Origin of the sequence: Thermoanaerobacter sp. CM-CNRG TB177 (genome assembly GCF_018588165.1) — a bacterium.
Classification (GTDB): domain Bacteria; phylum Bacillota; class Thermoanaerobacteria; order Thermoanaerobacterales; family Thermoanaerobacteraceae; genus Thermoanaerobacter; species Thermoanaerobacter thermocopriae.
This window is the reverse complement of sequence record NZ_JAFCAC010000038.1, coordinates 1-24,681: the sequence shown is the minus strand read 5'-3', so window position 1 is coordinate 24,681 and position 24,681 is coordinate 1. Positions and strand designations below refer to the sequence as shown.

The 24,681-nt window shown below is 35.1% G+C and carries 28 protein-coding genes; 2 read left to right on the top strand and 26 right to left on the bottom strand.

Annotated elements, in window-relative coordinates:
* Nucleotides 1–51: 51 nt before the first annotated feature.
* The 14 genes from glmM to cdaA form a co-directional block, all read right to left on the bottom strand.
* Nucleotides 52–1,395, bottom strand: coding sequence for a phosphoglucosamine mutase (gene glmM, locus I4N53_RS02160; protein WP_028992600.1), 1,344 nt, complete (start codon nucleotides 1,393–1,395; stop codon nucleotides 52–54).
* Between the two features lie 68 nt (nucleotides 1,396–1,463).
* Nucleotides 1,464–2,063, bottom strand: a complete 600-nt coding sequence (locus I4N53_RS02155) for a 1-acyl-sn-glycerol-3-phosphate acyltransferase (RefSeq protein ID WP_028992599.1) — start codon at nucleotides 2,061–2,063, stop codon at nucleotides 1,464–1,466.
* Between the two features lie 398 nt (nucleotides 2,064–2,461).
* The gene (locus I4N53_RS02150; RefSeq protein WP_214495475.1) at nucleotides 2,462–3,355 is read right to left on the bottom strand and encodes a bifunctional enoyl-CoA hydratase/phosphate acetyltransferase; all 894 of its coding nucleotides are present in this window, start codon (nucleotides 3,353–3,355) and stop codon (nucleotides 2,462–2,464) included.
* Between the two features lie 327 nt (nucleotides 3,356–3,682).
* The gene (locus I4N53_RS02145) at nucleotides 3,683–4,240 is read right to left on the bottom strand and encodes a 2-oxoacid:acceptor oxidoreductase family protein (RefSeq protein WP_012995858.1); all 558 of its coding nucleotides are present in this window, start codon (nucleotides 4,238–4,240) and stop codon (nucleotides 3,683–3,685) included.
* A gap of 2 nt (nucleotides 4,241–4,242) precedes the next feature.
* On the bottom strand, nucleotides 4,243–4,992 hold the full coding sequence (locus tag I4N53_RS02140; protein WP_214495474.1) for a thiamine pyrophosphate-dependent enzyme: 750 nt from the start codon (nucleotides 4,990–4,992) through the stop codon (nucleotides 4,243–4,245).
* The gene (locus I4N53_RS02135) at nucleotides 4,992–6,059 is read right to left on the bottom strand and encodes a 3-methyl-2-oxobutanoate dehydrogenase subunit VorB (RefSeq protein ID WP_214495473.1); all 1,068 of its coding nucleotides are present in this window, start codon (nucleotides 6,057–6,059) and stop codon (nucleotides 4,992–4,994) included. Before I4N53_RS02135 ends, I4N53_RS02140 begins: the two co-directional genes overlap by 1 nt.
* 15 nt (nucleotides 6,060–6,074) lie before the next feature.
* The gene (locus tag I4N53_RS02130; protein ID WP_012995861.1) at nucleotides 6,075–6,287 is read right to left on the bottom strand and encodes a 4Fe-4S binding protein; all 213 of its coding nucleotides are present in this window, start codon (nucleotides 6,285–6,287) and stop codon (nucleotides 6,075–6,077) included.
* A 14-nt stretch (nucleotides 6,288–6,301) separates the two neighbouring features.
* Nucleotides 6,302–6,976: a hypothetical protein gene (locus I4N53_RS02125; protein WP_214495472.1), complete on the bottom strand. Its 675-nt coding sequence runs from the start codon at nucleotides 6,974–6,976 to the stop codon at nucleotides 6,302–6,304.
* 14 nt (nucleotides 6,977–6,990) lie between these two features.
* The gene (buk, locus tag I4N53_RS02120) at nucleotides 6,991–8,064 is read right to left on the bottom strand and encodes a butyrate kinase (protein WP_214495488.1); all 1,074 of its coding nucleotides are present in this window, start codon (nucleotides 8,062–8,064) and stop codon (nucleotides 6,991–6,993) included.
* A gap of 123 nt (nucleotides 8,065–8,187) precedes the next feature.
* Complete coding sequence (locus I4N53_RS02115) at nucleotides 8,188–9,249, bottom strand: Glu/Leu/Phe/Val dehydrogenase (protein ID WP_218623484.1); 1,062 nt, start codon at nucleotides 9,247–9,249, stop codon at nucleotides 8,188–8,190.
* Nucleotides 9,250–9,274: 25 nt separating this feature from the next.
* Nucleotides 9,275–10,171: a phosphate butyryltransferase gene (ptb, locus tag I4N53_RS02110; RefSeq protein ID WP_013150780.1), complete on the bottom strand. Its 897-nt coding sequence runs from the start codon at nucleotides 10,169–10,171 to the stop codon at nucleotides 9,275–9,277.
* Between the two features lie 13 nt (nucleotides 10,172–10,184).
* On the bottom strand, nucleotides 10,185–11,249 hold the full coding sequence (gene buk / locus I4N53_RS02105; protein WP_214495486.1) for a butyrate kinase: 1,065 nt from the start codon (nucleotides 11,247–11,249) through the stop codon (nucleotides 10,185–10,187).
* Between the two features lie 200 nt (nucleotides 11,250–11,449).
* Nucleotides 11,450–12,640: a YbbR-like domain-containing protein gene (locus I4N53_RS02100; protein ID WP_214495471.1), complete on the bottom strand. Its 1,191-nt coding sequence runs from the start codon at nucleotides 12,638–12,640 to the stop codon at nucleotides 11,450–11,452.
* Nucleotides 12,630–13,463, bottom strand: coding sequence for a diadenylate cyclase CdaA (cdaA, locus tag I4N53_RS02095; RefSeq protein ID WP_012995868.1), 834 nt, complete (start codon nucleotides 13,461–13,463; stop codon nucleotides 12,630–12,632). Before cdaA ends, I4N53_RS02100 begins: the two co-directional genes overlap by 11 nt.
* 141 nt (nucleotides 13,464–13,604) lie before the next feature.
* Between cdaA and I4N53_RS02090 the strand changes: the two genes are divergently transcribed.
* Nucleotides 13,605–14,264 carry a BON domain-containing protein gene (locus tag I4N53_RS02090; RefSeq protein ID WP_214495470.1) on the top strand — a complete coding sequence of 220 codons (660 nt, stop codon included), beginning with the start codon at nucleotides 13,605–13,607 and terminating at the stop codon, nucleotides 14,262–14,264.
* A 9-nt stretch (nucleotides 14,265–14,273) separates the two neighbouring features.
* On the opposite strand, the gene I4N53_RS02085 is transcribed toward I4N53_RS02090, so the two are convergent.
* The 4 genes from I4N53_RS02085 to cwlD form a co-directional block, all read right to left on the bottom strand.
* Nucleotides 14,274–14,687: a universal stress protein gene (locus I4N53_RS02085; protein WP_214495469.1), complete on the bottom strand. Its 414-nt coding sequence runs from the start codon at nucleotides 14,685–14,687 to the stop codon at nucleotides 14,274–14,276.
* Nucleotides 14,688–14,746: 59 nt separating this feature from the next.
* Nucleotides 14,747–14,950 (bottom strand): hypothetical protein, encoded by a 204-nt coding sequence (locus I4N53_RS12260; protein WP_028992435.1) that lies wholly within the window; start codon nucleotides 14,948–14,950, stop codon nucleotides 14,747–14,749.
* Nucleotides 14,951–15,196: 246 nt separating this feature from the next.
* The gene (ppaX, locus tag I4N53_RS02075) at nucleotides 15,197–15,829 is read right to left on the bottom strand and encodes a pyrophosphatase PpaX (RefSeq protein ID WP_028992434.1); all 633 of its coding nucleotides are present in this window, start codon (nucleotides 15,827–15,829) and stop codon (nucleotides 15,197–15,199) included.
* Nucleotides 15,830–15,913: 84 nt separating this feature from the next.
* Nucleotides 15,914–16,594 (bottom strand): N-acetylmuramoyl-L-alanine amidase CwlD, encoded by a 681-nt coding sequence (cwlD, locus tag I4N53_RS02070; RefSeq protein ID WP_214495468.1) that lies wholly within the window; start codon nucleotides 16,592–16,594, stop codon nucleotides 15,914–15,916.
* Nucleotides 16,595–16,699: 105 nt separating this feature from the next.
* Between cwlD and I4N53_RS02065 the strand changes: the two genes are divergently transcribed.
* On the top strand, nucleotides 16,700–17,701 hold the full coding sequence (locus I4N53_RS02065) for a LysM peptidoglycan-binding domain-containing protein (protein ID WP_028992432.1): 1,002 nt from the start codon (nucleotides 16,700–16,702) through the stop codon (nucleotides 17,699–17,701).
* Between the two features lie 16 nt (nucleotides 17,702–17,717).
* Here I4N53_RS02065 and trxB read toward each other — a convergent pair whose 3' ends face one another.
* The 8 genes from trxB to I4N53_RS02025 form a co-directional block, all read right to left on the bottom strand.
* Complete coding sequence (gene trxB, locus I4N53_RS02060) at nucleotides 17,718–18,632, bottom strand: thioredoxin-disulfide reductase (protein ID WP_012995873.1); 915 nt, start codon at nucleotides 18,630–18,632, stop codon at nucleotides 17,718–17,720.
* Nucleotides 18,633–18,726: 94 nt separating this feature from the next.
* Nucleotides 18,727–19,002, bottom strand: coding sequence for a spore coat protein (locus I4N53_RS02055; RefSeq protein WP_012995874.1), 276 nt, complete (start codon nucleotides 19,000–19,002; stop codon nucleotides 18,727–18,729).
* 15 nt (nucleotides 19,003–19,017) lie between these two features.
* A complete protein-coding gene (locus I4N53_RS02050) occupies nucleotides 19,018–19,200 on the bottom strand; it encodes a spore coat protein (RefSeq protein WP_012995875.1) in 183 nt (60 codons plus the stop codon).
* Nucleotides 19,201–19,278: 78 nt separating this feature from the next.
* Complete coding sequence (locus tag I4N53_RS02045) at nucleotides 19,279–19,593, bottom strand: MazG-like family protein (RefSeq protein WP_012995876.1); 315 nt, start codon at nucleotides 19,591–19,593, stop codon at nucleotides 19,279–19,281.
* 17 nt (nucleotides 19,594–19,610) lie between these two features.
* Nucleotides 19,611–21,131, bottom strand: a complete 1,521-nt coding sequence (locus I4N53_RS02040; RefSeq protein ID WP_013150788.1) for an FAD-dependent thymidylate synthase — start codon at nucleotides 21,129–21,131, stop codon at nucleotides 19,611–19,613.
* Nucleotides 21,132–21,220: 89 nt separating this feature from the next.
* The gene (locus I4N53_RS02035) at nucleotides 21,221–21,883 is read right to left on the bottom strand and encodes a transporter associated domain-containing protein (RefSeq protein WP_013150789.1); all 663 of its coding nucleotides are present in this window, start codon (nucleotides 21,881–21,883) and stop codon (nucleotides 21,221–21,223) included.
* 410 nt (nucleotides 21,884–22,293) lie between these two features.
* Nucleotides 22,294–23,934 (bottom strand): carbon starvation protein A, encoded by a 1,641-nt coding sequence (locus I4N53_RS02030; protein WP_013150790.1) that lies wholly within the window; start codon nucleotides 23,932–23,934, stop codon nucleotides 22,294–22,296.
* An 18-nt stretch (nucleotides 23,935–23,952) separates the two neighbouring features.
* Nucleotides 23,953–24,465 carry a hypothetical protein gene (locus I4N53_RS02025; protein ID WP_028992431.1) on the bottom strand — a complete coding sequence of 171 codons (513 nt, stop codon included), beginning with the start codon at nucleotides 24,463–24,465 and terminating at the stop codon, nucleotides 23,953–23,955.
* Nucleotides 24,466–24,681: the final 216 nt, after the last annotated feature.

Sequence of the window (24,681 nt, the reverse complement as noted above, 5' to 3'; positions counted from 1 at the left end):
TCTTTTTCAATAAGCATCCCCCCTTTCAAATAATACCTTTCGCACTTTTATTTAATTTAATTTTCTTTCTATTAACTCGGCAAGTTCTTTTGCCATTTGACTAATTTTATTATAATCTTTTCCTTCTACCATAACTCTCACAAGAGGCTCAGTACCAGATGGCCTTATCAGTACTCTACCTTCTCCTTTCATTTCCCTTTCTAAATTTTTAATTTCCCTTTTTATTTCTTCATCCTCCAAATAGGCATTTTTTAACTCATTTTTTACTTTTGCGTTTATAAGAACTTGTGGGTAAGTAACCATACAGGCAGCTAATTCTGACAATTTTTTCCCACTTTCTTTTAAAATAGAACAAAGTTTTAAAGCTGTAATTTCCCCATCTCCAGTAGTATTGTCATCAAGGAAAATAATATGACCCGATTGTTCTCCACCAATAGAATATCTACCTTTTATCATCTCTTCCAAAACATATCTATCGCCTACTTTTGTTCTTATGAGATTAATCCCTTGCTCTTTAAGTGCAATCTCAAAACCGATATTGCTCATAACTGTTGCTACAACTGTGTTATTTTTTAATCTACCTTTTTTCTTTAAATCTATAGCACATATTGCCATTATGTGGTCTCCATCAATAACATTTCCTTTTTCATCAACTGCAATAAGTCTGTCAGCATCTCCATCAAAGGCTAAACCTATATCGGCCCCATTTTTTATCACAAGTTGTTGCAATTTTTCAGGATGAGTAGAACCACAATTGACATTTATCTTATCCCCTATAGGTTCTGCTCCATACAATATAACCTCTGCACCCAATTCCTTAAACAAAATTGGCGCCACTGTGCTGCTGGCTCCATAAGCACAATCAATTACAATTTTCATTCCTTTTAAATCCCCATCAATTGTAGATTTTAAAAACTCTATGTAATCTCTATGAGAATTTGTGTATTCTTTCCTTGTACCTATTCCTGTCCCAATAGGAGAGGGCAACTCATTTTTTTCTTTTATTATATTTTCTATTCTATCTTCTACTTCATCTGGCAATTTATATCCATCTTTATCAAAAAATTTTATCCCATTGTACTCTACAGGATTATGAGATGCCGATATCATAACTCCAGCATCTGCTTGATATAATCGGGTAAGGTAAGCTACCGCTGGTGTAGGAATTATCCCCACACTTATAACCTCTGCCCCTACAGAGGTAAGGCCTGCAGTTAAGGCGCATTCCAACATATCACCAGATATACGACTGTCTTTACCAACCACAACCTTAGGTCTATGAGTCCCCTGAGTCAACACATAAGCCCCTGCTCTTCCTAGTTCAAAAGCAAGTTGTGGAGTCAAATCATAATTAGCTATACCTCTAACACCATCTGTACCAAACAACCTTGCCATTTTCTATCTCCTCTCAATAAATCATACGATAATATTTTATCACAGTGAAAACTACTTTTCAATTTACATTATTCCTCCAGCATTTTCAAAATCTTTTGCATAACTTTATCTCTCAATTCACCAATTTCTGCCTTTATATCTATATTCAAATTTGGATAAATTGGTTCTCCTATTTTCACTCTAATTTTCCCTTTAATTTTAGGAATATACTTTCCAAAAGGAAGTATCGAATAGGTACCCAATATTGCAATTGGGACTATAGGTTTTCCAGATTTATATGCTAGATACATAGCCCCTTCATGCATTTTCTCTACTTTACCAGTTGGTGATATTCCTCCTTCTGGAAATAATCCTATAGAATCTCCTTCCTTTAGTCTAGATAACGCTTGTTTTAGAGCATTTAAATCAGGCGAATTCTTTTTTATAGGAATTGCCTTGGCAATTTTTAAGACAGGTTTTAAAAAAATTATTTTATAAAGTTCAGAACTTGCTAAAAATATAACGGGTCTTTTTACAGAACAGACTACTACAACTGGATCTAGCAAACTTTGATGGTTTGCAACAAAAATACAAGCTCCCTCAGGTAAATTTTTCTCATATTTTACTTCAAGGGAATAGAATATCTCAAGAATTAATCTAGCAATAAACCGTAAAATTCTATATAACAAAAAATAATACCTCCCTCTTTCATGGCAAGTTCATAAAGTCAGTGCTATAAAATATATTCGCTATAATGTTTGCCAATCCTTCTTTATAATAAAAAAAGAAGGGCGTTTACCCCTCCTCAGTTTATCTCAAGTCCTTTTTTAAATGCATTTATATTTAATTCGACAAATTTTTGTGGCACGTTATTTTTTATTATCTCTTCCCAATCAATGTCTTATAGTCCTAAATATTTAACAAGTACTCCCAAAAGAACTATATTTTGTGCTTTTTGATATTTCCTCAATCAAGTTTTTAGGCTATTCTTCTTTGCCCATGAGTACAGAAAGTATAATACCACGGGCTACTGCCTCATCCTCCATCATTATTTTTTTCATTTAATTTCTCCCCATTTAATTCGTCCTTACCAAGCAGATACTATAGATGCAAAAGCTATAGAATTAAACTTATCTTCGTGGGAATCAGCTCTCGATACTAAGACAATTGGCGCTTTTGCTCCTACCACAATTCCCGCACTTCTTGCCTTGGCAAAGTAAGTAAAGCTTTTACCTAAAGCATTTCCAACTTCTATAAAAGGTACTAATAATATATCTGCATCTCCTGCAACCTCACTTTTTACTCCTTTGTGAATTGCCGCTTCCTTGCTTATGGCAAGGTCAAATGCTAAAGGGCCATCTACTATTCCTTCTATCTTTCCTCTCTGGTTCATTTCCTTTAATTTAGCGGCTTCAACAGTGGAAAGCATTTTAGGATTTATCACTTCTACCGCCGACAAACAGGCTACTTTAGGATTTTCTATTTCTATAGCTTTTGCCACTTTAATAGCATTTTTTAAAATTTGCACTTTCTCTTCTAAAGTAGGACTTATATTCATTCCTCCATCGGTTAAAAGTAATAATTTATGATAATTTGGAATTTCATAAACCATTACATGACTGAGTAATCCGTCTCCTCTGATGCCGTATTCGCTGTCAAGAACAACCTTTAAAAGAGTAGCAGTAGGAACAAGGCCTTTCATGACAAAAGAAGCTCTACCTTCTCTAACTTCTAAAACTGCCCTTTTGCATTTTTCCGACTCTTCTTTTTCATCAATTATTTCATATTGCTTAATATCAATGCCTATATCTTTTGCAATAGTTTCTATTTTTTCTTTAATACCTACCAATATAGGATTTCCTATCCCTTCTTTTCTTGCAGATTCGCATGCTAACAATACTTCACAGTCTTCTGCCCCTGCCACAGTAAATATTTTATTGAATCCTTTTGCTTTCTTTACAATTTCACTTAATTTTTTCAAGTTTACACCTCCTACAGAAAAAATAACCTCCGAAGAGGTTATTTCAGACTGTAGACAAACTTTCGTAAAGGAGATATTTTGCATAAGGAGCGACTTGTTACAAAGCGGTAACAAAACTTAGCAAGACCGAGGGTGGAGGCAGGGCCGAAGCCATGGATGGCGAAGGCGGGCACCTGAGGCAAGGAGGCCGATTGTGCCCGGTACCCTGCCGGAGCCCGAAGGTCGAGCTTTAGTTTTGTCGCTTTGGAACATCGGAGCGACGATGCAAAATATCTCCTTTGAATATTTTTTAACTTTGTCAACAAACTGAAATAACCTCCGAAGAGGTTATTTTTTAGTTGTAATGAGACTTTTCACTAATTCTACTCCCTTATTTAAGGCTTTTTCGTTAATAGGTATCAAATGCTCTTTACCTTTGCCAAAGACTTCATGCAGAGCTTTTAGTGCTGTTTCCAATTTTACAACTTTAGTAGTTTCTATGAAAGCACCTAACATTACCATGTTAGCAATTTTTAAATTGCCTAATTCACTGGCAATATCGTTAGCAGGTATTTCATACACTTCTATGTCTTTTCTCTCTGCTTTTCTGTCTACTAACGAAGTATTTATGAATAATTTACCACCTGGTATTACATAAGATTCGTATTTGTCTAAAGAAGGCCTATTCATTACAATTACAGAAGTAGCCTCTGTAATAACCGGAGAACCTACCTCTTCATCCGATACAGTGACATTGCAGTAGGCTGTTCCCCCTCTCATTTCAGGACCATAAGAAGGAGTCCAAGACACATTTTTTCCCTCAAACATTCCCGCATAGGTAATTATAAGCCCCATTGACAAAACTCCTTGACCACCAAAGCCTGCAAAGATTATTCTTTCTTCCATAATTACTTAACCTCCTCTAAGGTGTTTTTATACACACCCAAAGGGTAATAAGGTTCCATATAATCTTTTATCCAATTTAATGCCTCTATCGGGGTCATACCCCAATTAGTAGGACAACTAGATAGAACTTCTACCATTGCAAATCCCTTCTTTTGTATTTGAGCCAAAAATGCGTTTTTTATAGCTTTTTTAGCCTGCATTACATGTTTCACATCATAAACCGCTACTCTTTCAATATACGCTGTCCCATCAAGTGTTGCTAGCATTTCACTCACTCTAATGGGATAACCATTTATTTCTGGCTTTCTTCCGTAAGGAGTAGTAGTTGTTTCCTGGCCAATTAATGTAGTGGGAGCCATTTGTCCTCCTGTCATTCCATAGTTGGCATTGTTGACAAAAATAACTGTTATATTTTCTCCCCTTGCAGCCGCATGAACAATCTCTGCCGTTCCAATAGCTGCTAAGTCTCCATCTCCTTGATAAGTAAACACAATTTTATCAGGATGAACCCTCTTTATACCTGTAGCAACTGCTGGAGCCCTTCCATGAGCAGCCTCTTGCATATCACAATTAAAATACTCATATGCAAATACAGCACATCCTACAGGAGCAACTCCTATTGCTTTATCTAAAACATCTAATTCTTCCATAACTTCAGCTACCAGCCTATGGATTATACCGTGGGTACAACCGGGACAATAATGGAAAGGCGTATCTGTTAATCCCTTTGTTTTTTGAAATACAACAGCCATTATTTCACACCCCCTGCTATTTTCTTAATTTGTTCTAGCATCACAGCTGGTTCTGGTATCATACCACCCGGCCTTCCGTAGAAATAGACCGGTTTTTTGAATTGTACTGCAAGTTTTACATCTTCTACCATTTGTCCCATGCTCATTTCTACAGTCAAATAAGCTTTTGCTGTATCAACTGTCTTTTCAAAAGGCTCTTTCGGGAAAGGCCATAGAGAAATTGGTCTTATTAATCCTACTTTATACCCTTCTCTTCTTGCAATATTCATTACATTCTTTGCTACGCGGGCAATAGTACCATAAGCAACTAAAATAATATCCGCATCTTCGCAATTTATCATTTCATATCTAACTTCATTCTTTTCAGCCTTTGCATATTTTTCAAATAATTCATAATTATATTTCTCTAATACAGGTGGATCGATATATAAAGAGTTGATTATGTTTCTATGCTCTCTATTTCCTCTACCTGTAGTAGCCCACGTTTTTTCAGGGATATTCCTTGTCTTTTTCTGAATATTGTCAAAATCTACAGGTTCCATCATTTGGCCTAACATTCCATCTCCCAATATTACAACAGGGTTTCTATATTCATCGGCAATGTCAAAAGCTTCCTGAACTAAATCTGCCATTTCTTGGATTGTAGAAGGAGCAAGAACTATCAATTTATAATCTCCATGGCCTCCTCCTTTTGTAGATTGAAAATAATCTCCTTGGGCTCCTTGAATATTTCCTAGTCCTGGACCACCCCTCATTATATTCACAATTACACAAGGTACTTGAGCACCTGCAAGATATGAAATACCTTCTTGCATAAGGCTCAAACCAGGGCTGCTGGTAGAAGTCATAACACGAGCTCCTGCTCCACCTGCCCCATATACCATATTTATAGCAGAAACTTCACTTTCTGCTTGTAAAAATACGCCACCTACCTCCGGCATTCTCTTTGCCATGTAAGCTGTAACCTCATTTTGAGGTGTTATAGGATAACCAAAGTAATGTCTACACCCAGCTTGAATAGCTGCTTCCGCTAACGCCTCATTACCTTTCATTAATACCTTAGCCATTTTACTCCCCTCCATTTATTTTATAACTGTTATAACAGTATCTGGACACATCATAGCACAGAATGCACAACCTATACATTTGTCCATATTTTCAGGCTTAACAGTAGCAGGATGATATCCTTTCACATTTATTTTACTTAAATCCATCTCAATAATCTTTTTAGGACAGGCATTGACACACAATTCGCAACCTTTACATAAATCTTCATTAAAAATAACTTTTGCCACATAAATTCCTCCTCTCACATTTTATCCCATGGAGCTTTCATATAAAGGTCAATTGGAAATATTGGATATCCTAAGTCAGGAACTTGATTGAGTAACTCTCTTTTTACAGTCACCATCTTAATAGGTATACCTGTAATTTTCGAGACTTCTTCCACCACTTTTTGACCTCTTAAAATATCCTCCACTGTTGTTTCATAAGATAAATGGGTATTGTTTACTAAATGAGTCACTTTAATTTTAGCTGCTTCTTCAATCGATTTAAGATATTCAATTACCAATTTTACATCTTTTGTAAGTGGTCTATTTACATTAATTACAAATAATACTTCTGCATCTTGATCCTTTATTATATGCCGATACTGACCTAACGGAGTTGCTCCTACATCGTCTCCCCCAACATCGAAGACTGCATATTTATCCTTGCTGTATAATGCCCCATAGATGTTACGGGAAATAGCAGGCACATCTGCATTCATATATTTCTCTTCTACTCCTATTACCCGTATTCCCCACTTCTCAAAGAGCTCCTTCCTCACTTCTCTTGACCGAAAATATGGGTTTACAATATCCAAGTCCACTATTTCTACCTCTTTTCCTGATTCTCTTATAAGCTTAGCATAATTTATCGCAATTTCCGTCTTACCTGTACCGTAATGCCCTACTACAATAGTCAATCTTTTAAAATCCATTATCTATCATCCCTTTAACTATACATTTTAGCTTTTTCTTCACCGCTAAGCACCCGATATGCTCCCTGCGCCAAAGCTGACATTTCATCCTCACCTGGATATACATAAATAGGAGCTATAAATTTTACTCTTTCACTTATCCTTTTTACAAAATCCTCGTTATACGCTATTCCACCTGTAATTCCTATTGCATCTACCTGTCCTTTTAAAACCACTGCCATCGCTCCAATTTCCTTAGCTGTCTGATAGGCCATAGCTTCTAAGACCAATTCTGCTTTTTTATCTCCTTCTTTAATTTTTTTATAAACTTCTCTTACATCGTTAGTGCCTAAATGTGCCACTATTCCCCCTTGTCCTATTAACCTCTTTTTCATCTCCTGATAGGTGTATTTACCACTATAACATAACTTTACTAAGTCAAGTACAGGAAGCCCTCCCGCTCTTTCTGGAGAAAAAGGCCCTTCCCCATTTAAAGCATCATTTACATCTACTACCCTGCCGTGTTTATGAGCCCCAATCGATATACCGCCACCTAAATGAGCGATAATCAAATTCACCTCTTCGTATTTTTTGTTCAAATCGGCGGCTAAACGTCGAGCAATTGCTTTTTGATTCAAAGCATGGAATATACTAGACTTTTCAATCTCAGGCATTCCTGTTATTCTTGCTATATCCTCTAATTCATCTACTACTACAGGGTCTACTATATAAGCTTCAATATCGTGTTCTTTAGCTAAAGTATAAGCAATTATACCCCCCAAATTGGAAGCATGTTCTCCTCTTTCAGCCTTCTTTAAATCCTCTATCATTTTTTCATTTACAATATAAGTTCCACTTTCTATTGGCTTTAAAAGTCCTCCTCTTCCTACTATTGCATCAATTTCTGAAAGAGAAATTCCTTTTTCTTTTAACATATTTAAAATTGCCTGAGTTCTAAATTCAAACTGGTCAATAATACTTTTGTATTTAGCAAGTTCTTCAGAGCTGTGCCGTAAAGTCTCAGTAAAAACAGGCTCTTTGTCTTTAAACACGGCAACTTTTGTAGATGTAGACCCGGGATTTATCACAAGAATCAAAAACAAAACAATCCCCTCCGTCTACTTCCTCAATTTATATTATATTACACTTCCTTTTTACATTAAAATTTTGTCAAAAAATTATTAAAGTTATTTCAAAATTTTAATGAAAGAGCGGGAATATCATGCCCCCATTTAAATATAATTGTCTTTTACGGCAGCAATAGTTTTTATCCTCTCCTCCGCAACTCTATCAGCTGCAACATATGTTGGAATGTTCTCTTCCTTAGACTTCTGTATCACCTTTCTCACTGTGTCAAATATCATGGAAACCTTTCTCATAGCTCTATCTCTGTTATATCCAGAAGGATTGAGTTCATCTGCTACATTTATAACTCCACCCGCATTTATAATATAATCTGGTACATAGAGGATCCCTTTCTCTTGTAATATATCCCCATGCCTCTCTTCTTTTAACTGGTTATTAGCTGAACCTGCTACTATCTTGCACTTAAGCTGTGGAATCGTTTCATCGTTTATTATCGCTCCTAAGGCACAAGGGGCAAATATATCACATTCTACCCCGTATATCTCATCTGGCTTTACATATTCGGCTTTGACTTCTTCCACTACTCTTTTTACATTGTCCTCAAATATGTCTGTTACAATTAACTTTGCCCCTGCTCCATATAGATACTTTGCTAAATTGTATCCTACATTTCCTACTCCTTGTATTGCAATTCTCAAACCTTTAAGATCTGAAGTCCCAAAAACTTCTTCACAAGCTGCCTGTATTCCTCTAAATACGCCATAGGCTGTAAAAGGAGATGGATCCCCGCTGGTTTCAGCCAACCCTGCTACATATTTCGTTTCATAGTGTATATATTCCATATCTTTTAAGTTTGTACCAACATCCTCAGCAGTTATATATCTTCCTTTAAGAGATTCTATATACCTTCCAAGACTTCTAAACAATGCTTCTGATTTGTCTTTTCTCGGATTTCCAATTACAACTGTTTTACCACCACCTAAGTTTAAACCAGCAGCAGCATTTTTATAAGTCATTCCTCTTGCAAGCCTTAATGCGTCATTTATCGCATCTTCTTCTGAGTCATAAGTCCACATCCTACATCCGCCTAAAGCAGGACCTAAAGTTGTGTCATGAATTGCAATTATCGCCTTAAGACCTGAAGTCTTGTCATGGCATAAAATCACATTTTCATAATCTTTAGTTTCCATTATGTCAAATATTTTCATAAATATCTTCCCCCCTCTTTAATAATCAAACATTAGAAGCAAGAGATGCCAACATTATAGAGTTAAATTTAGCTTCACTGGAATCTGCCCTTGAAGTCAAGACAATCGGGCTTTTTGCCCCCATTATTATCCCTGCTATCCTTCTTTGTGCTATATAGGTTATAGCTTTATACAGCATATTGCCAGCTTCAATATCTGGAACTAAAAGAATATCAGCGTTACCTGCAACAGGGCTTATTATCCCTTTATGCCGCGCTGCTTCTACCGATAAAGCATTATCAAGAGCCAATGGCCCATCTATTATAGCCCCTTTGATTTGACCTCTTTCACTCATTTTTGAAAGTATTGCTGCATCTAAGGTAGCTTGCATATCAGGATTAACTGTTTCAACAGCTCCTAAAACTGCAACCCTTGGAGCATCAATTCCAATTTGCCTTGCAACGTCTACCGCATTTAAAATTATGTCTATTTTCCCTTTTAAATCAGGTGCAATATTCATTGCTGCATCTGTCAAAAGTATAAGTCTGTTATATGGAGATTCAAAAACAGCCACATGACTTAAAGTTCTTCCAGTGCGAAGGCCAATTTCCTTATCTAAAACAACCCTTAATATCTCTGCCGTCTGTACAAGGCCTTTCATCAATATATCCGCTTTGCCTTCGCTTACAAGCTTTACAGCTTCGCGACAAGCTTCTAAGTTATTTTTTGTATCTATTATTTCGTGATCCTTTAAATCCATTGATATTGAAGATGCTATCCTTTCTATTTTTTCTTTATCACCAACTAATATGGCTTTTACTATTCCTCTTTCATGAGCTTCTTTAATCGCTTCTAATACATCTTCATCCGCTGCTTGAGCTACTGCTATAGTTTTGGGAGGCAAGTCTTTTACGTAATTATACATTTCTTCAAATGTTCTCATATCCTACACCTCGTCAGTTATAAATCTTGGGCTTTTCAATATTTCTTAAAACTCTTAACGCACCATCTCTTAAAGCTTCCATTTCATCTCCCCCTGGATAAAGAGTTATAGGTGCAATAAAGCTGGTCATATCAATGATTATCTCTATTAGTCGTTTAGAATAAGCAAGTCCACCAGTTAAAATTATTGATTTCACATCCCCCTTTAATACTGCCGCCATTCTGCCAATTTCCTTTGCAATTTGATAAGCCATAGCTTCAAAAACCAATTTAGCTTTTTTATCACCATTTTGTATGCATCTCTCCACTTCACGCACATCATTTGTCCCAAGATGTGCTACCATCCCACCCATACCTACAACTTTTTTCTTCATCTCATCAAAACTGTATTTACCAGAATAACAAAGGTCAACAACTTTCATCGATGGCAGGCTGCCTGTCCTTTCAGGAGAAAAGGGCCCCATTTGATTTGCATTGTTTACATCTACAATTTTTCCTCCCTTTATCGCCGCTACTGAAATACCTCCTCCCATATGAGCAACGACAAGATTTAAATCTTTCTCATTAATGCCATTTTCCGTTGCATATCGATGAACACACGCTTTTATGTTTAAAGCATGAGATTGACTTTTTCTTGGAAGCTCAGGAAGGCCAGAAATCCTTGCAACATCTTCCATTTCATCAACAGCTACAGGATCTAATGTATAAACAGGAATATTATGTTTATCTCCTATAGCTCTTCCAATTAGTCCACCAAGATTTGAAGCATGTTCACCTCCAACTCCCCTTCTCAAATCCTCAAGCATAATATCGTTTACAAGGTAAGTGCCACTCTGAACAGGTTTAACAAGTCCTCCTCTTACCACAATTGCAGATATTTCTTTCAAGTTTACGTTATTTTGCTCTATCCAATCATTTATAGCATTTAACCTTAAATCAAATTGGTCAATGATACTCTTATATTTTTTAAGCGCTTCAATGTCGTGAGCAATCTCCGTTTTTACAATTTCCCTTTCTTCTTCATATAGCGCCACTTTAGTAGAAGTAGAACCTGGATTGATAACTAAAACTTTCAACAGGTTCACCTGCCCCTTCTTAATACATAATATGAAGTTCTATTACAATTTTTGAGTGTTATTAAAATTTTTTTAACCTTACAATATTTTAATTCTACGCCTTTGCTAAAAATCCTTCTCTTAAATTAAAATTTTTTTATAAGGATTTTATATTTTGTGGAATTGACAAGTTTTATGTGAATTAATAGGCGGGCATTGCCCGCCTACTGAATATTAACTGATATTTTATCAGGCTCAATTTTCTTTATTTGCAAGTTCAAATCAGTACTTACCTTTACAGCTAAAGAATGAACACCTGTTGGCAAATTGGTTACGTCTATATATGCGTTAAAATCGGAAGCTTTCGCTCCATTAACTACACTTTCTGGACCAGCTACAGTAACGACGAGTTCCGGATTTTGGATTACAACATTTTTCTCTTCTGCTCCTCTTATATCTATATTGCTTATAGCAATCTCTTTGGTTGCTATCTTTTGTATATCCACATACACTTTTGCATTAATATCACTTTTAACAAGTTTCACCCCATCTGGCAAGTCAAAAGGTACACTTTCGGTGACAGGTTCATTTTTCCCAGAAATATCAATTTGCTTCGTACTTATGGATTTTATGGTATTTAGGACAATCTCATCACCAGTAATGTACACGTACTCTGGAAGTACATTTATCAATGATATCATATATCCTTCCATTGGTTTGCCAAATATTTTAGGAACTACAGGCACACGTATCGATTTATTTACGGAAACATACACTTCAACAAGATTAGGAGTAATTGTAACGCCTTTTACTTCTTTTCCTTCTCTATCAACAGCAACCACTGGAACAGAGATTTTTATATCTCCTTTCTTATAAGAAACATTGACCCCAGCTATAACATTTTTTATAAGATTAACTTTGCTTTCTGGTCCTATCACCAATACCTCTCCAGGCGTTGGAACAGCAGACTGCATAGCATAGCCTTCCATCACATTGCCAATTATTTTTATAGCAACTGGCATTTGCGTTTTTTCAATTTTATCTATTTCCACTTTTATTTCTGGCGGATTTATTGAAACCAAAGAGACATTTCTAGGTAATCCTTCTACGGTAACAGGAATAACATTTGTACCCTTGGAATTTACTCTGCTTAAATCAGCAAAAGCTGATATATTCTGGGCTGCAATATTTAAAACATCACTGCGTCTTCCTTTTATTTTTACATTTACTGTATAATTTTTTTCATCTAAAATAATAAGTCCTTTTTTCTCTAAAATATCGCTATTAATCAATTTGACAGGCACATTGTTTATATCATAAGGAATTTCTGGATTTTCTTCTCCCATTACATAAAGCCATAGTAAAAAAGCCAATACCAGTGACAGCAATTTTATTGTAAAATCTTTAGTCAGCATGTTTGTTCCCCCATTTTTTCCATACAGGCATCTTGTTTTCCTTCACTTCAAAAATGCTGGACAACACCTCTTTCAAAGTTTTCGCATCCAGGTGCCTTGAAAGCCTGCCATTTTGCGCAAGAGAAATAGTACCTGTTTCCTCAGAAACAATTATTGCTACTGCATCGGATATTTCAGTAACGCCTATCCCCGCTCTATGGCGTGTTCCTAATTCACTGCTTAGATTTTGGTTGTCTGTTAAAGGCAAAAAACAACCTGCTGCCATAATCCTATCTCCTCGAATTATGACAGCTCCATCGTGTAAAGGCGTATTAGGTATAAAGGTATTTATTAAAAGCTCGCTAGAAACTTTAGAATCCATGGTTATACCCGTTTCAACAAGTTCATTAAGGCCTGTCTCCCTTTCTAAAACAATTAAAGCCCCTATTTTTGAACGTGACAAAAATTGTACCGCATCGCATATCTCTCCCAAAACCTCTGACATATCTTCTTCATCTTCATTAAAAAACAAGAATTTTTTCCCTAAGAAACCACTTCTACCTAATGTCTCCAATCCCCGCCTTAACTCCGGCTGAAAAACAATTAAAAGCGCAATAACTCCCACTGTCATAGCGTTTCGCAATATATAATTGACAGTCCTAAGTTGTAACCATTCGCTCACTTTGGTAATTACAATCAACACAACAAGCCCTTTAAGCAGTTGCTCTGCTCGTGTCTTGTGTATTACTAAAATTAATCTATACAGGACATAGGCTATTATTAAAATATCTATTACATCGTTAATTTGCATTGTTTTTATGATATCTATAAGTCCATTAAACAAAAAATTCACCCCTCAAGGCTTTGTGGTAAATTGTGTGTACATATTAATTATACAACAAATTTGAATAAAAAATAATTTAAATTGAATTAAATTTTAATTAAAGTGGAAAAATTATTTTAGTAAAAAATAAGGAGGATGAAAATGAATAAAGATAAAATTATAGAAAAAAATATAAAAGAAAAACTAGATAAAGAAATGGCATCTTTCGGGGTAGATATAAATGTTCGGTGTAGCAACGGTCGTGTAACTTTGTACGGAATAGTAGATAACTTATCCGAAAAAAATCACGCTCAAAAAATAGCAGAAAGCGTGGATGGCGTACAAAAAGTAGAAAATAATATCACAATTGCAATAGACAGCAAAACAACAGACAGAGATATAAAACATGGTGTTTTAAGAAATCTTCAAAATTCTAAATTTTATGATGAAATAGGAGAATTAGGGGTTGATGTCACTGATGGTATCGTAACTTTATATGGGAAAATTGATAACGCACAGCAAGAAAAGGAAAGTATAAATCAAGCAGCCCAAGCCATGGGTGTCAAAAGTGTAATAAGCAAATTAGAACTTAACAAAGAACATAAAATAGATGATGTATCTCTTGTAAATTTAGTAGTGCAAAAGTTATCTCGTTATGATCTAAGTTTGCCTGATTTAGTTATTACAGCAAACAATGGGACAGTAACATTAAGTGGATATGTAGATAATTTAAAAGAAAAAGAATTGGCCACTGAAGCAGCTCAAAGCGTAAATGGAGTAAAAAAAGTAATAAACCATATAAAAGTCAGAGAGAAGTCATAGAAAGACATGTCATTCTATGACTTCTACTCTTATGTTATTTTTTTCTACTTCCTTCTTTAAAGGATTTATCACATCTCCGTGAAGTATAACATCTAGAGCAGACCTTAAAGACTTGCCTACTATTATCTCAGTTATATCGTTTTCTTTTGCAAATTCCGCCAGCGTTTTTGAAATTTTTTTGCCCACCAAAATAGAAACTGTGCCCCCCATTTTTTGTGCTAAATCAAAGACCTCCAGCAATACTTTGTTTTGCTTTAAATCATTTGAGATGTCGTTGTTTTTGTTAACGTATACAACACAAAATTCACCATTAGTCTCTTTTGCTCTTTCAGCACCTCTTTCCACAAGCCTGCGGCAACTTTTTTGTGGGGTTACGCACACCATGATTCTGCTCTTCGCACCAGGCTTGTAACTTAAAATCATTTTACTAAACCCCTTTCAGGTGCATACTTCCCTTCCAAATATTATTATATGTTAGTTCTCTAACCTATGTCAAATTTATTAATAAGGCTTATATTCTTTTTAGATTTAACTGCCTCCTTTTCTTTAACTCTTTTATAAATTCTTTTAGATAACCTACCTCTTCTTGTGGGTGTTCTACCTCCATAAACTGTTTCATTGTATATCTGCGTAACTTTATCAAAACCTATATACCCATTTGCCAATACTTTTGTTTGATATTCCAAAGGAGTTTCTGTATCTGACTTTTTTAAGCCCTTTTTAGCTAAATAATTTACAATTTTTTGTAATAGTATATCACCAAAAACTTATTACCAATTATTAATTTTTTCTTCCGATCCCACCAAAAAGATATGAAAATCTATAAAGCTATTGCCACAAGTTAAATAACTTTTTTCCTATTATTACTTTTTTATAAAATTCTCTATAATTTTTTCTATATTAACATTATTCATTTTTAATCCATCGTATATTCAAATTATTTTTAGAATTTCCCACATATCATTTATGACATAATCCGGTTTTGCTTCTTCTAATAGATTAAAGGGCAAGATTGTCCATTTAACAGCCACACTTTTTACACCAGCATTAGATGCACATAAGATGTCATAAGGACTGTCTCCCACCATTAAAGTTTCTTCCTTATTAGCATTTAACACTTCCAAAGCTTTTACAATTGGATCCGGATGCGGCTTGTGTCTTTCAGTGTCTTCTAACGCTACAATTACCTTAAAATACTTTTCCAAGTCAAAAAGCTTTAATCCCCTTACAGCCAATTCTCTCCTTTTAGATGTAACTATACCCATTTTTATACCATTTTTATACATGAGTTCAAGAGCTGCTTTCACATCTTGTCTTATTTTAGTATATTTATCATGATTGAATTCATTATACCGTCTATAAGTATCGACCATTAATTCCCATTTATCTTGACTAAATCTCTTTAAAGTTATTTGAAGGGGTTCTCCAAAGTAAGGAGTAACCTCTTCTGGTTGTATAATATACCCTAAGTGCTTTTGTATTGTATATTTAAAAGATTCTATGATAAGCTCATTAGTATCGATAATTGTTCCATCTAAATCAAAAAGTACTGTTCTTATCCCCATATTATCCCCCTTCATGACTTCTTCTCTCATTTTTAGTATACAAAAAAAATCACTTCAGGACAACATATGAAGTGAAAAATTTTGCTATTCTGCAACTTTTTGAAAATAATGTATTAAACCTTTATATATTGCCCAAGCAATTTTATGTTGATAATTTTCGTCATTCAAAAGTTTTTCTTCTTCAGGATTTGTCATAAAACCACATTCCACAATAACTGCTGGCATTTTGGCGTTTCGTAAAAGATAATAACTATTAGAACTTTTAGCCATCCTGTCGTTATTAGGATCTAACGTATTTCTAAGCTCTTGTTGAATAAGTTCTGCTAATAGTTTACCTTTTTCAGAATTGTTTTGATAAAACACCTGTGCCCCTTTGTATTTAGATTGACTAAAGCTATTTAAATGAATACTAATTAAAACGTCTGCTGCTACTTCATTTGCTTTTACCACTCTGTTTTTTAAATCCTTTGAAAGAGAACTATCTAATAAAGTGTCGTCTTCCCTTGTCATCACTACAATACCACCACTTTCTTCAATAAGTTCCCTCAACTTTTGAGCAATCTCAAGGTTTAACTCATCTTCATCTTTACCATATTCTCCTGGTTTCCCAGGGTCATGTCCCCCATGGCCTGCATCTATAACAATAACTTTGTTCATTATTGGAACAGTTTTAAAAGCAGCTATATAATATCCTTTTTTAAAACTATATAACCCTACTATTAAACTTACAATTAGTAAAAACATCAACCACCTCTTAAATACCATATTCCCATCCCCTTATCTTTTAGTAAAAATTATTCATCTAAAAAAGTTTATATGTCACTTAATAATAAAACTCACATATTATGATTAGAGAAAGGGGGAAAAAATATGGTCACCTTAGAATTCACATACGTAGTACAACCAGGAGACACACTATTTTCAATTGCTAAAAAATTTAACACATCAGTTGACGCTATAATCACAAGAAACAACATTATAAATCCATCTTTAATATATCCCGGACAAAGGCTTATCATTCCAGTACAAGGAAGTTATTATACTGTCCAACCTGGAGATACTCTATATCTTATTGCTCAAAAATTTAATGTTCCTTACGAAGCTATCATTTATATAAATAATCTAACATACCCTTATACCATTTATCCGGGTCAAAAACTATTCATCCCTGGAGTTAAAATAGTAGTACCTCAACCATCACTGTTTCCACAACCACCCCTACAAAAGCCTTGTCCAACCTATTACACTGTACAACCAGGAGATACTTTATGGACTATAGCTCAAAAATTTGGCGTATCTTTGGATGAGCTAATTAAAGCAAACTATCTGTTAAATCCAAATATGATATACGCTGGGCAAACATTGATAATTCCTTGTTCCACATCGCCACCCATTGAATATCCCACACTAAAGATTGGAGATAGAAGCCCCTTTGTAGTAAGCTTGCAAGCAAGACTAAAATCTTTGTACTTTGACCCTGGTCCTATTGATGGTATCTTTGGAAGAAAAACAGAAGAAGCCGTAAAAGCATATCAGCAAAGCAGAGGGCTTTCAGTAACAGGAATTGTCGATAATGTAACATGGAATGCCCTCTTGTTTGGAACTCCTCCTATTACTACCCCTACACTGTCAGGAAAAGTTTATATAGTAAAACCAGGTGATACTTTGTGGAATATAGCAAAAACTTTCAACACAACAGTAGAAGCTATATTAAAAGCAAATCCAGATATTAAAGACCCTAACTTGATTTATCCTGGTCAAAGAATTATAATTCCTACATCTTCACAGGAAATAACTTATAACCAAGAAGTACAAGAAATAAATGAAGAACAAGAAGAAAAGCAAGAAAATGAAGAAGAAAGTGAAAAATAGTCAGGAAAAATCCTGACTATTTTTTTAAACTGTCTATGTATTTTTCTGCTACATAAGCTGCTGTTGCGCCATCTCCAGCAGCCGTTATAACTTGTCTTAAAGATTTGTGTCTTATGTCTCCCGCTGCAAAAACTCCAGGTATATTGGTTCTCATATCATCATCTGTCATAATATATCCATAATTATCAAGGTCTACTATGCCTTTCACCAATTCTGTATTGGGAGCATATCCAATAGCCACAAAGACACCATCTACATTTAGTGTGCTTTCTTCACCTGTTTTAACATTTTTAAGTTTGAGTCTTTCTACTCCATATTCTCCTTCTACATCGACTACTATAGTATCCCAAATAAACTCAATTTTTTCATTCGCGAAGGCTTTTTCCTGTTCAATCTTTGTAGCTCTAAGTTCATTTCTTCTATGAATTATATAGACTTTTTTCGCAAATTTAGTAAGGTATAATGCATCCTCTACTGCTGTATTTCCTCCCCCTATAACTGCTACTGTAGCATCTCTGTAAAAAGCTCCGTCACAGGTAGCACAGAAGGAAATACCAGCCCCTATAAATCTATCCTCATTTGGAACACCTAACTTTTTAGGTGTAGCACCCATCGCTAAAATAATAGCTTTTGCTTCATAAGTTTTATTAGAAGTCTTAACTTTCTTTACATCTCCTGTAATATCTAGACTCTCAACATCTTCATTAACAATCTCAAGACCGTGCTTTCTTACCTGTGCCTCCATCTTGGCAACAAGGTCAGCACCACTTATCTCTTCATAACCCGGGTAATTTTCTAACTGATAAGTATTTACTATTTGCCCTCCCAGATAAGTTTTTTCAATAAGCACCGTTTTAAGCCTTGATCTTGCAGCATACAATCCAGCAGTAAGTCCCGCAGGACCTCCTCCTAAAATAATTAGATCGTACATAATAAAATCACTCCTCCCTTGAAAATAAAGTAAAATATAATAATGGAAGCAGTAAAAACACTACTTCCATTATTATACCACAAACTTTTTATATTTACATCATCCCAACTGGCTGTCTAAATTTATTTCTTGCCTCTTGTATATCCTGAGGTGGAGCCGGCTTGACAGGATACCATCCTCTTTGATTTATAGCATTCCAAACTGTCCTTTGATCTTCTAAGGTAGAATTTAAAAGATTGATATATTCTCTTCTTATGCTTTCATTTGCAGACTCAACTGCTGCATGGCTGAACATATCTATTGCCAATTTGTAACAGCCCAGTACATTCATCATAATATCCTTGTCACTAATTTGCGTATTTCCATACATATTTTTACACTCCTCCTAACTTAAATGTTTTAGCAAAGAATTGAAATTGTTTTGACATCTATTAGCAAGATTTTGGCATAAAGCTTTAAGTTGTGGGTCTTGACATCTCGTAGCATAATCGTTTAAGGTTTTTGTCATGTTTTGCTGTAATGATAAAATATCATCCAAATAAAGTAACTCCTTGTTTGAAAGTTGCATATTTATCCTCCCTTCTTAGATTTCATTTTTAATATGCGCACAAAAATAAAAAATATGCAGAGTTTTTCTGCATATTTTTTATTTTATATACCCTTTCCTTTTTAATTTTTCGATATGTTCTTTAAGTTTTTCTTCAATATTTATATTATACTTTTCCTCCAATACAAACATCATTGAAACTGCTACTTGAGCAACATCTAAAAGCTCCTCTGAAATTTTTCCCATTATCTCTTTTTCGCTTAAAGTGACATTTTCTCCGTTTAAACCTCTAAATTTTCCTATAGCTTGTGCCAATTCCCCTGCTTCTTCCATTAATTTAAGGGCAGTAGATTCCAGTGAGGGTGTCAAATTATTAAGCTTTGGCAAACTTATTTCTTTAAAACAGGTTTTCATGATTTCATCTCCACCTTTTAAGCTTTTTTTCGCCTTGCCATAAAGGTTGTCAATTGGGGCGCTACATTTTTAATCATATCAAGCATCTTAAAAGAAACATTCCGTATATCCCACTGAGCTTCATTAGTGCATCTCAAATTTGCAAAATGATCAAAAGCCCATAAATCCGCATTCATAAGAACCAACCGTTTGTGTGCATTTGTAACTAAGTAAGGACTTACTTCAGGTAATTTTTCTTTTAATTCTATAAATAATTCCTCTGAAGCTTTTATCGCTCTTATTAAAATTTCGGAAGCATTAGCTTTTTCGATATTGGGTGGAATAACAAAACCATTTTCAATTGTCGGTTCGCTGTAATCAAAGACAATAGTTCTATGCCGTAAAAGCTGATGCCAATTAGCTTCACTTATCTTCAGTTGAAATTTAAATCTGACCGATTTAAATGCCTCTATTAAATGGTCAAATTCCCCTATATCTTCGACTGCCTGCTGCAGGATTTTTCTTTTTTCCTCTTCGGACATATTCTTCACTGTTTTTTTTACTGCTTCAAAACTTTTACCTGAATATGTAAACAAAATATGCATAATTACAATGTCTACAGGAGAATCTTCGCTATCTTTCCCTGTATAGTCTATTAAAATGACATCCTCATCTGAATTTGATGATTCATCTTCTTTTACAACAGTTGCTAAATTTTTTAGTCTCTCATGAACTTTTAATTGATAAACAGTAGGAGTTGTATGCCGTAACATGCTCGGTGCAATTTTTTCCCCTTGTTCTACTATTCTTTCGGCTAATAACTTCGCCTCTTTAGTAGGATGCGCGAAAAGCTTTCTCACTATATCCTGTAAATCTAAAGCATTTAAAGCTACTGCAAAACTTGTCTTAGTAGCTAAAAGAAGGGCATATCTCGCATCTTCAAATGCAATTTTACTAATCCTATTGTAAAACCTTTCTTCACTTTCCCCCTCTTTTTTCTCTTCTGCCCTAGCTAAATATTTCGTCAAAATTTCTACAAGTCTTTCATAGGCATCATAGGAGGTATTCCAAACTTTTAAAAATTTCTCTTTCAAATCGGGCTTTTCTTCTAATTCTTGTGGTATCACTACTTTGTCTCTTGTAGGCTTTTGATACCTTTGGCTCCACTCTATAAAAGCAGGTCTTCTGTTCATAAGCTCAATATCCCCTGACAAAAGCCTTGAAACATCTTCCACACACAGGTGCATTAAATGCTGCTCAGCAATAGAAGAATGTCCAAACCTTTCCACCCACTTCTCGTGAAATTCTTTCGCCTTTTGTATTGCTTTTTCCAAAGGTATATTGTGTTTGGGTATGTAGTCAGTTATGTTTAAATCTCCATCTGTCAAAGACTCAAGTATATTAAGCCTCCAACTGGTGTCTCTTCTACTTACCTTCGAATTTATAGGTGGAATGATAAACTCCGGCAATGAATGTATGAAATATACAGGCCCATATACATCTGTCACAAACTTTTCTAAAAGCCTCTCCTCTTCAGGAGTTAATTTTCTCATTTTCATGTCAAAAACTCCCTTCAATTCACTTTTTGCATTTTATACTATTATACCATAAAACCTTTTTTGAAACCGGTTTCCCCTAAAACTCATAATCAGCAATGCCCCTCATTAGCTTTTTCGTTTTTTTTGACAAAAACTGATCTTACTAGTTTACCTTCCATAGAATAAATCGATATTTCTGCATCATTTATCCTAAACACTTGGTCAATAGCTATGTTTTTTCCTTCTCTGTTTGCCAAAAGTGATACAAGTTCTCCTATAGTATCTGACATATTTTCGGGAATATTTACATTTGCTATCTCATTTACTTCCCATATTGGCATACTCGAACTTACTATAACACCTTTTTCTGCATAAAGTTTTTCTGGAGTATATGTTTTGATAAGTAAAAATAGCACTCCTAAAGCCACAACACCTATCAACACGTCAAGGGTGGTTTTCGCCTCCATAATAATCTTTCGCGCTATAGCATAAAGAAGAACTTCCACCAAGCTTGAAGGAGTGTGCATGACCAACATCACAACCAACTCAAGACCGATTACCAATAAAAGTATATGACCTAAAAAACTCCTCATTATCTCATAAGTTTGAGAAGGCGGATGACTTATAATAATTTTTAAATATCCTACAAGGTCCAAAAAGCTAATTGCAACCCCGCTAACCAAAAATAAAGCCAGCAGTGCTTCCAATAAAGACACTACTTTTGTGAAGTTTGTGGGCAATCGCCACCAAAATTTGTTCCAAAATTTTAACATAAGGCTTTAGCCTCCTCATTTTTCAAACTCAATAAAGTCTTAAGCAATTATGTTAACCCCAATTAACGTAATTAGAAATGCTAAGAAATCTAATGTTGATTTTAAAAAGACAATAAGGATAATATCATTATATTAAATTATTTTTGATTATTCAATCGAGTATTTACCTTTCTTTTTACGTAGGTTTTTTAATCGTATACTGTAACTTTTCAAAAGCCTTGTACCAAAAAATATCCGCCCCAATCCTCTCTTAATTAAAGGAACAAAGGGCGGAAAAATAGCACCTATCTTCAGTTACTCAAAGATTAATTAAATGGTATCCATATAATTCTGTATATAAGCTACTAAGTATTCAATCAAGTTTGCTATCATATTTTTAAAAGAATTTCTACCTTCTGTCGAATTTTTATTTATCTTGCTACTCCCTCTTTTCTGTTTTTTCCTGTAAGTACTCCATATGTTTGAAGTATTAATAATATAGCCAAGACAAACAGCAAAACAGCAAATAACACCAGTATATAATTACCAGAAGCAATATTAGAGCGAACCAAAAATACAAGCGCTGTTAAAGTAACTATAAACATAAATATCATAGGAATAATGAGCATTTTATTGTTTCTACCTGCATTAGCAAGCCATGCAGCTACTGCCAGTAATGCTACCGCTGCAAGGAGCTGGTTAGCCGCACCAAATATAGGCCATATGGCCTTCCAGCTTGTAAATGCAAGTACAATAGAAATAATCACAGTGATTACAGACGCCACATACCTGTTACTAAAGAATTTCGCCACAGGATTAGAAGATGCTACTACCTCTCCAGCTTCCGTTATATTTTCAAAAAACTCCTGGAAAGCAAACCTAGCGAGCCTTGTAGCTGTATCTAGCGTGGTCATGGCAAATGCAGAAACTGCGAGGGCAGCAAAGGTCTTTCCAACAACCTGATTTATGCCAAAACTGGCCATAAAAGTACCTAAGCCCTCAGCAAATACATTGGTCGGGCCGAATTTAATAAGCTCTGCAAACTTATCTTGAGTAAGATACGCTGCGGTAATTATAGAAATTATAGCTAATGTGCTCTCTATAAGCATAGAACCATAACCTATTAACTTAGCATCTCCTTCTTTATTCAACTGTTTTGCTGTGGTACCAGAAGCCACCAATGAGTGGAAACCGGATATAGCACCACATGCTATGGTAATAAATAGTATCGGAAATAGATACTCTGTACCAACCTTTAAACTTGTAAACGCTGGAAGTTGAATCTTTGGGTTATAAAGAAGTATACCAACAGCACCACCAATCATCATTCCATAGAGAAGGAAAGAATTTAAGTAATCCCTTGGCTGCAGGAGTATCCATACAGGCATAACTGATGCAGCCACTATATAGACAGCAAGGATAATTATCCATGTAGTTTTAGATAATGAAAACGGAGCTACATACCCTATCCATATACATAATGCCAAAACCGCCACACCCAACGCAGTGCTCAAGCTAAGTGGTGCATTCCTTCTGTATACAGTAAATCCAAATATAACAGCCAATGGTATAAAAAGCAGTGAAGCAGTGGCTGCCTGTGGTGTAGCAACAAAAGTATCAGCTACTATGTTAGTAAAGGCTGCAACTATAAGTACCAGTGTCGACCAGGAAAACAAAAGAAACAATCTTTTTGCTGTCAAACCAACATTTGCTTGTATAATATCACCTATGGATTTGCTTTTATGCCTTAATGATGCAAGAAGTGAACCAAAATCATGGACTCCACCTATAAATATGCCGCCTAAAAGAATCCAGAGAGTTGCTGGCACCCATCCAAATATAGCAGCTTGTATAGGTCCGTTTATAGGACCAGCACCGGCTATAGATGCAAAGTGATGCCCCAAAAGGATAGGTGCCTTTGCAGGAACATAGTCCACACCATCATACATAGTGTGTGCAGGAGTATTATTGTCTGGCTTCAAACCCCACTGTTTTGCAAGCCAGCCGCCGTAAAAAATATAAGCAACTATAAAAAGAATAATAGCACTTACCAGTAAAATTATCGCACTCATTTATATGTTACCTCCTTTTTATTTATAATTGGGCTTTGGCGTAGAAATAATAAAATCCCTTATCACCTCTCTTCCCTTCCTGTTTGCCACCACCCTATTGGAAGCAATATCAACGCCTAGAAGTTTTATTTCTCCCCACCCTTTTACTCCAAATGTGAAGTATCTTATATACCTGTAATTTTTAATAAATCTTTCTACAACCCGGTCGATACTTCTATCAGTTACCATTACTCCGGTTAATATAGTACACATATGCTCCGAATGAGGTTTAACGAGAATTTCAACCTGCTCTTGCAACCATGCACCAAACTCTGCTGCATCCTCAATCTTCAAATTTTTATAATATTTTACAAACCTGTATTCATGAGTCTCGTATGCATCCAGCACACCCATCAAAAAATATCTTTCATTCCTCATATGAAACTCTGCATATAGATCCAGAAATTTACCGCTTAATTTATAGTCCCTGTATACATTATAGTAAACGTTATGTTTCTTTTCTAATAAATTTAAATATTCTTCTTTATCCATTTATGAACACCCCAGAAGATTACTCCTATGTATATATTCTACATAATCATAGAAATTCCTTCATTATTTAGAAAAAAAATTCGTCTTAACCTATCATCGCCATAGTAAAATCACTACTTTACCTTTACTATATGGTTACGTTATCATTATAGCAGATATTCCGGCTCTTTGTCAATAGTTGGGGTGGGTATTTTTTCTGAATGCCCACCTTTAAAT

What these genes read in the sequence shown, in the direction of transcription:
- I4N53_RS02050 (WP_012995875.1), bottom strand. Translation starts at nt 19,200, where the DNA reads ATGCAACTTTCAAACAAGGAGTTACTTTATTTGGATGATATTTTATCA.
- cwlD (WP_214495468.1), bottom strand. Translation starts at nt 16,594, where the DNA reads ATGGTATTTAAGAGGTGGTTGATGTTTTTACTAATTGTAAGTTTAATA.
- I4N53_RS02035 (WP_013150789.1), bottom strand. Translation starts at nt 21,883, where the DNA reads ATGTTAAAATTTTGGAACAAATTTTGGTGGCGATTGCCCACAAACTTC.
- I4N53_RS02055 (WP_012995874.1), bottom strand. Translation starts at nt 19,002, where the DNA reads ATGTATGGAAATACGCAAATTAGTGACAAGGATATTATGATGAATGTA.
- ppaX (WP_028992434.1), bottom strand. Translation starts at nt 15,829, where the DNA reads ATGGGGATAAGAACAGTACTTTTTGATTTAGATGGAACAATTATCGAT.
- ptb (WP_013150780.1), bottom strand. Translation starts at nt 10,171, where the DNA reads ATGAGAACATTTGAAGAAATGTATAATTACGTAAAAGACTTGCCTCCC.
- I4N53_RS02100 (WP_214495471.1), bottom strand. Translation starts at nt 12,640, where the DNA reads ATGCTGACTAAAGATTTTACAATAAAATTGCTGTCACTGGTATTGGCT.
- I4N53_RS02135 (WP_214495473.1), bottom strand. Translation starts at nt 6,059, where the DNA reads ATGGCTAAGGTATTAATGAAAGGTAATGAGGCGTTAGCGGAAGCAGCT.
- I4N53_RS02040 (WP_013150788.1), bottom strand. Translation starts at nt 21,131, where the DNA reads ATGAAAATGAGAAAATTAACTCCTGAAGAGGAGAGGCTTTTAGAAAAG.
- trxB (WP_012995873.1), bottom strand. Translation starts at nt 18,632, where the DNA reads ATGTACGATCTAATTATTTTAGGAGGAGGTCCTGCGGGACTTACTGCT.
- I4N53_RS02140 (WP_214495474.1), bottom strand. Translation starts at nt 4,992, where the DNA reads ATGGCTGTTGTATTTCAAAAAACAAAGGGATTAACAGATACGCCTTTC.
- I4N53_RS02125 (WP_214495472.1), bottom strand. Translation starts at nt 6,976, where the DNA reads ATGGATTTTAAAAGATTGACTATTGTAGTAGGGCATTACGGTACAGGT.
- I4N53_RS02025 (WP_028992431.1), bottom strand. Translation starts at nt 24,465, where the DNA reads ATGGATAAAGAAGAATATTTAAATTTATTAGAAAAGAAACATAACGTT.
- I4N53_RS02085 (WP_214495469.1), bottom strand. Translation starts at nt 14,687, where the DNA reads ATGATTTTAAGTTACAAGCCTGGTGCGAAGAGCAGAATCATGGTGTGC.
- I4N53_RS02065 (WP_028992432.1), top strand. Translation starts at nt 16,700, where the DNA reads ATGGTCACCTTAGAATTCACATACGTAGTACAACCAGGAGACACACTA.
- glmM (WP_028992600.1), bottom strand. Translation starts at nt 1,395, where the DNA reads ATGGCAAGGTTGTTTGGTACAGATGGTGTTAGAGGTATAGCTAATTAT.
- I4N53_RS02030 (WP_013150790.1), bottom strand. Translation starts at nt 23,934, where the DNA reads ATGAGTGCGATAATTTTACTGGTAAGTGCTATTATTCTTTTTATAGTT.
- I4N53_RS02115 (WP_218623484.1), bottom strand. Translation starts at nt 9,249, where the DNA reads ATGAAAATATTTGACATAATGGAAACTAAAGATTATGAAAATGTGATT.
- I4N53_RS02090 (WP_214495470.1), top strand. Translation starts at nt 13,605, where the DNA reads ATGAATAAAGATAAAATTATAGAAAAAAATATAAAAGAAAAACTAGAT.
- I4N53_RS02045 (WP_012995876.1), bottom strand. Translation starts at nt 19,593, where the DNA reads ATGAAAACCTGTTTTAAAGAAATAAGTTTGCCAAAGCTTAATAATTTG.
- I4N53_RS02145 (WP_012995858.1), bottom strand. Translation starts at nt 4,240, where the DNA reads ATGGAAGAAAGAATAATCTTTGCAGGCTTTGGTGGTCAAGGAGTTTTG.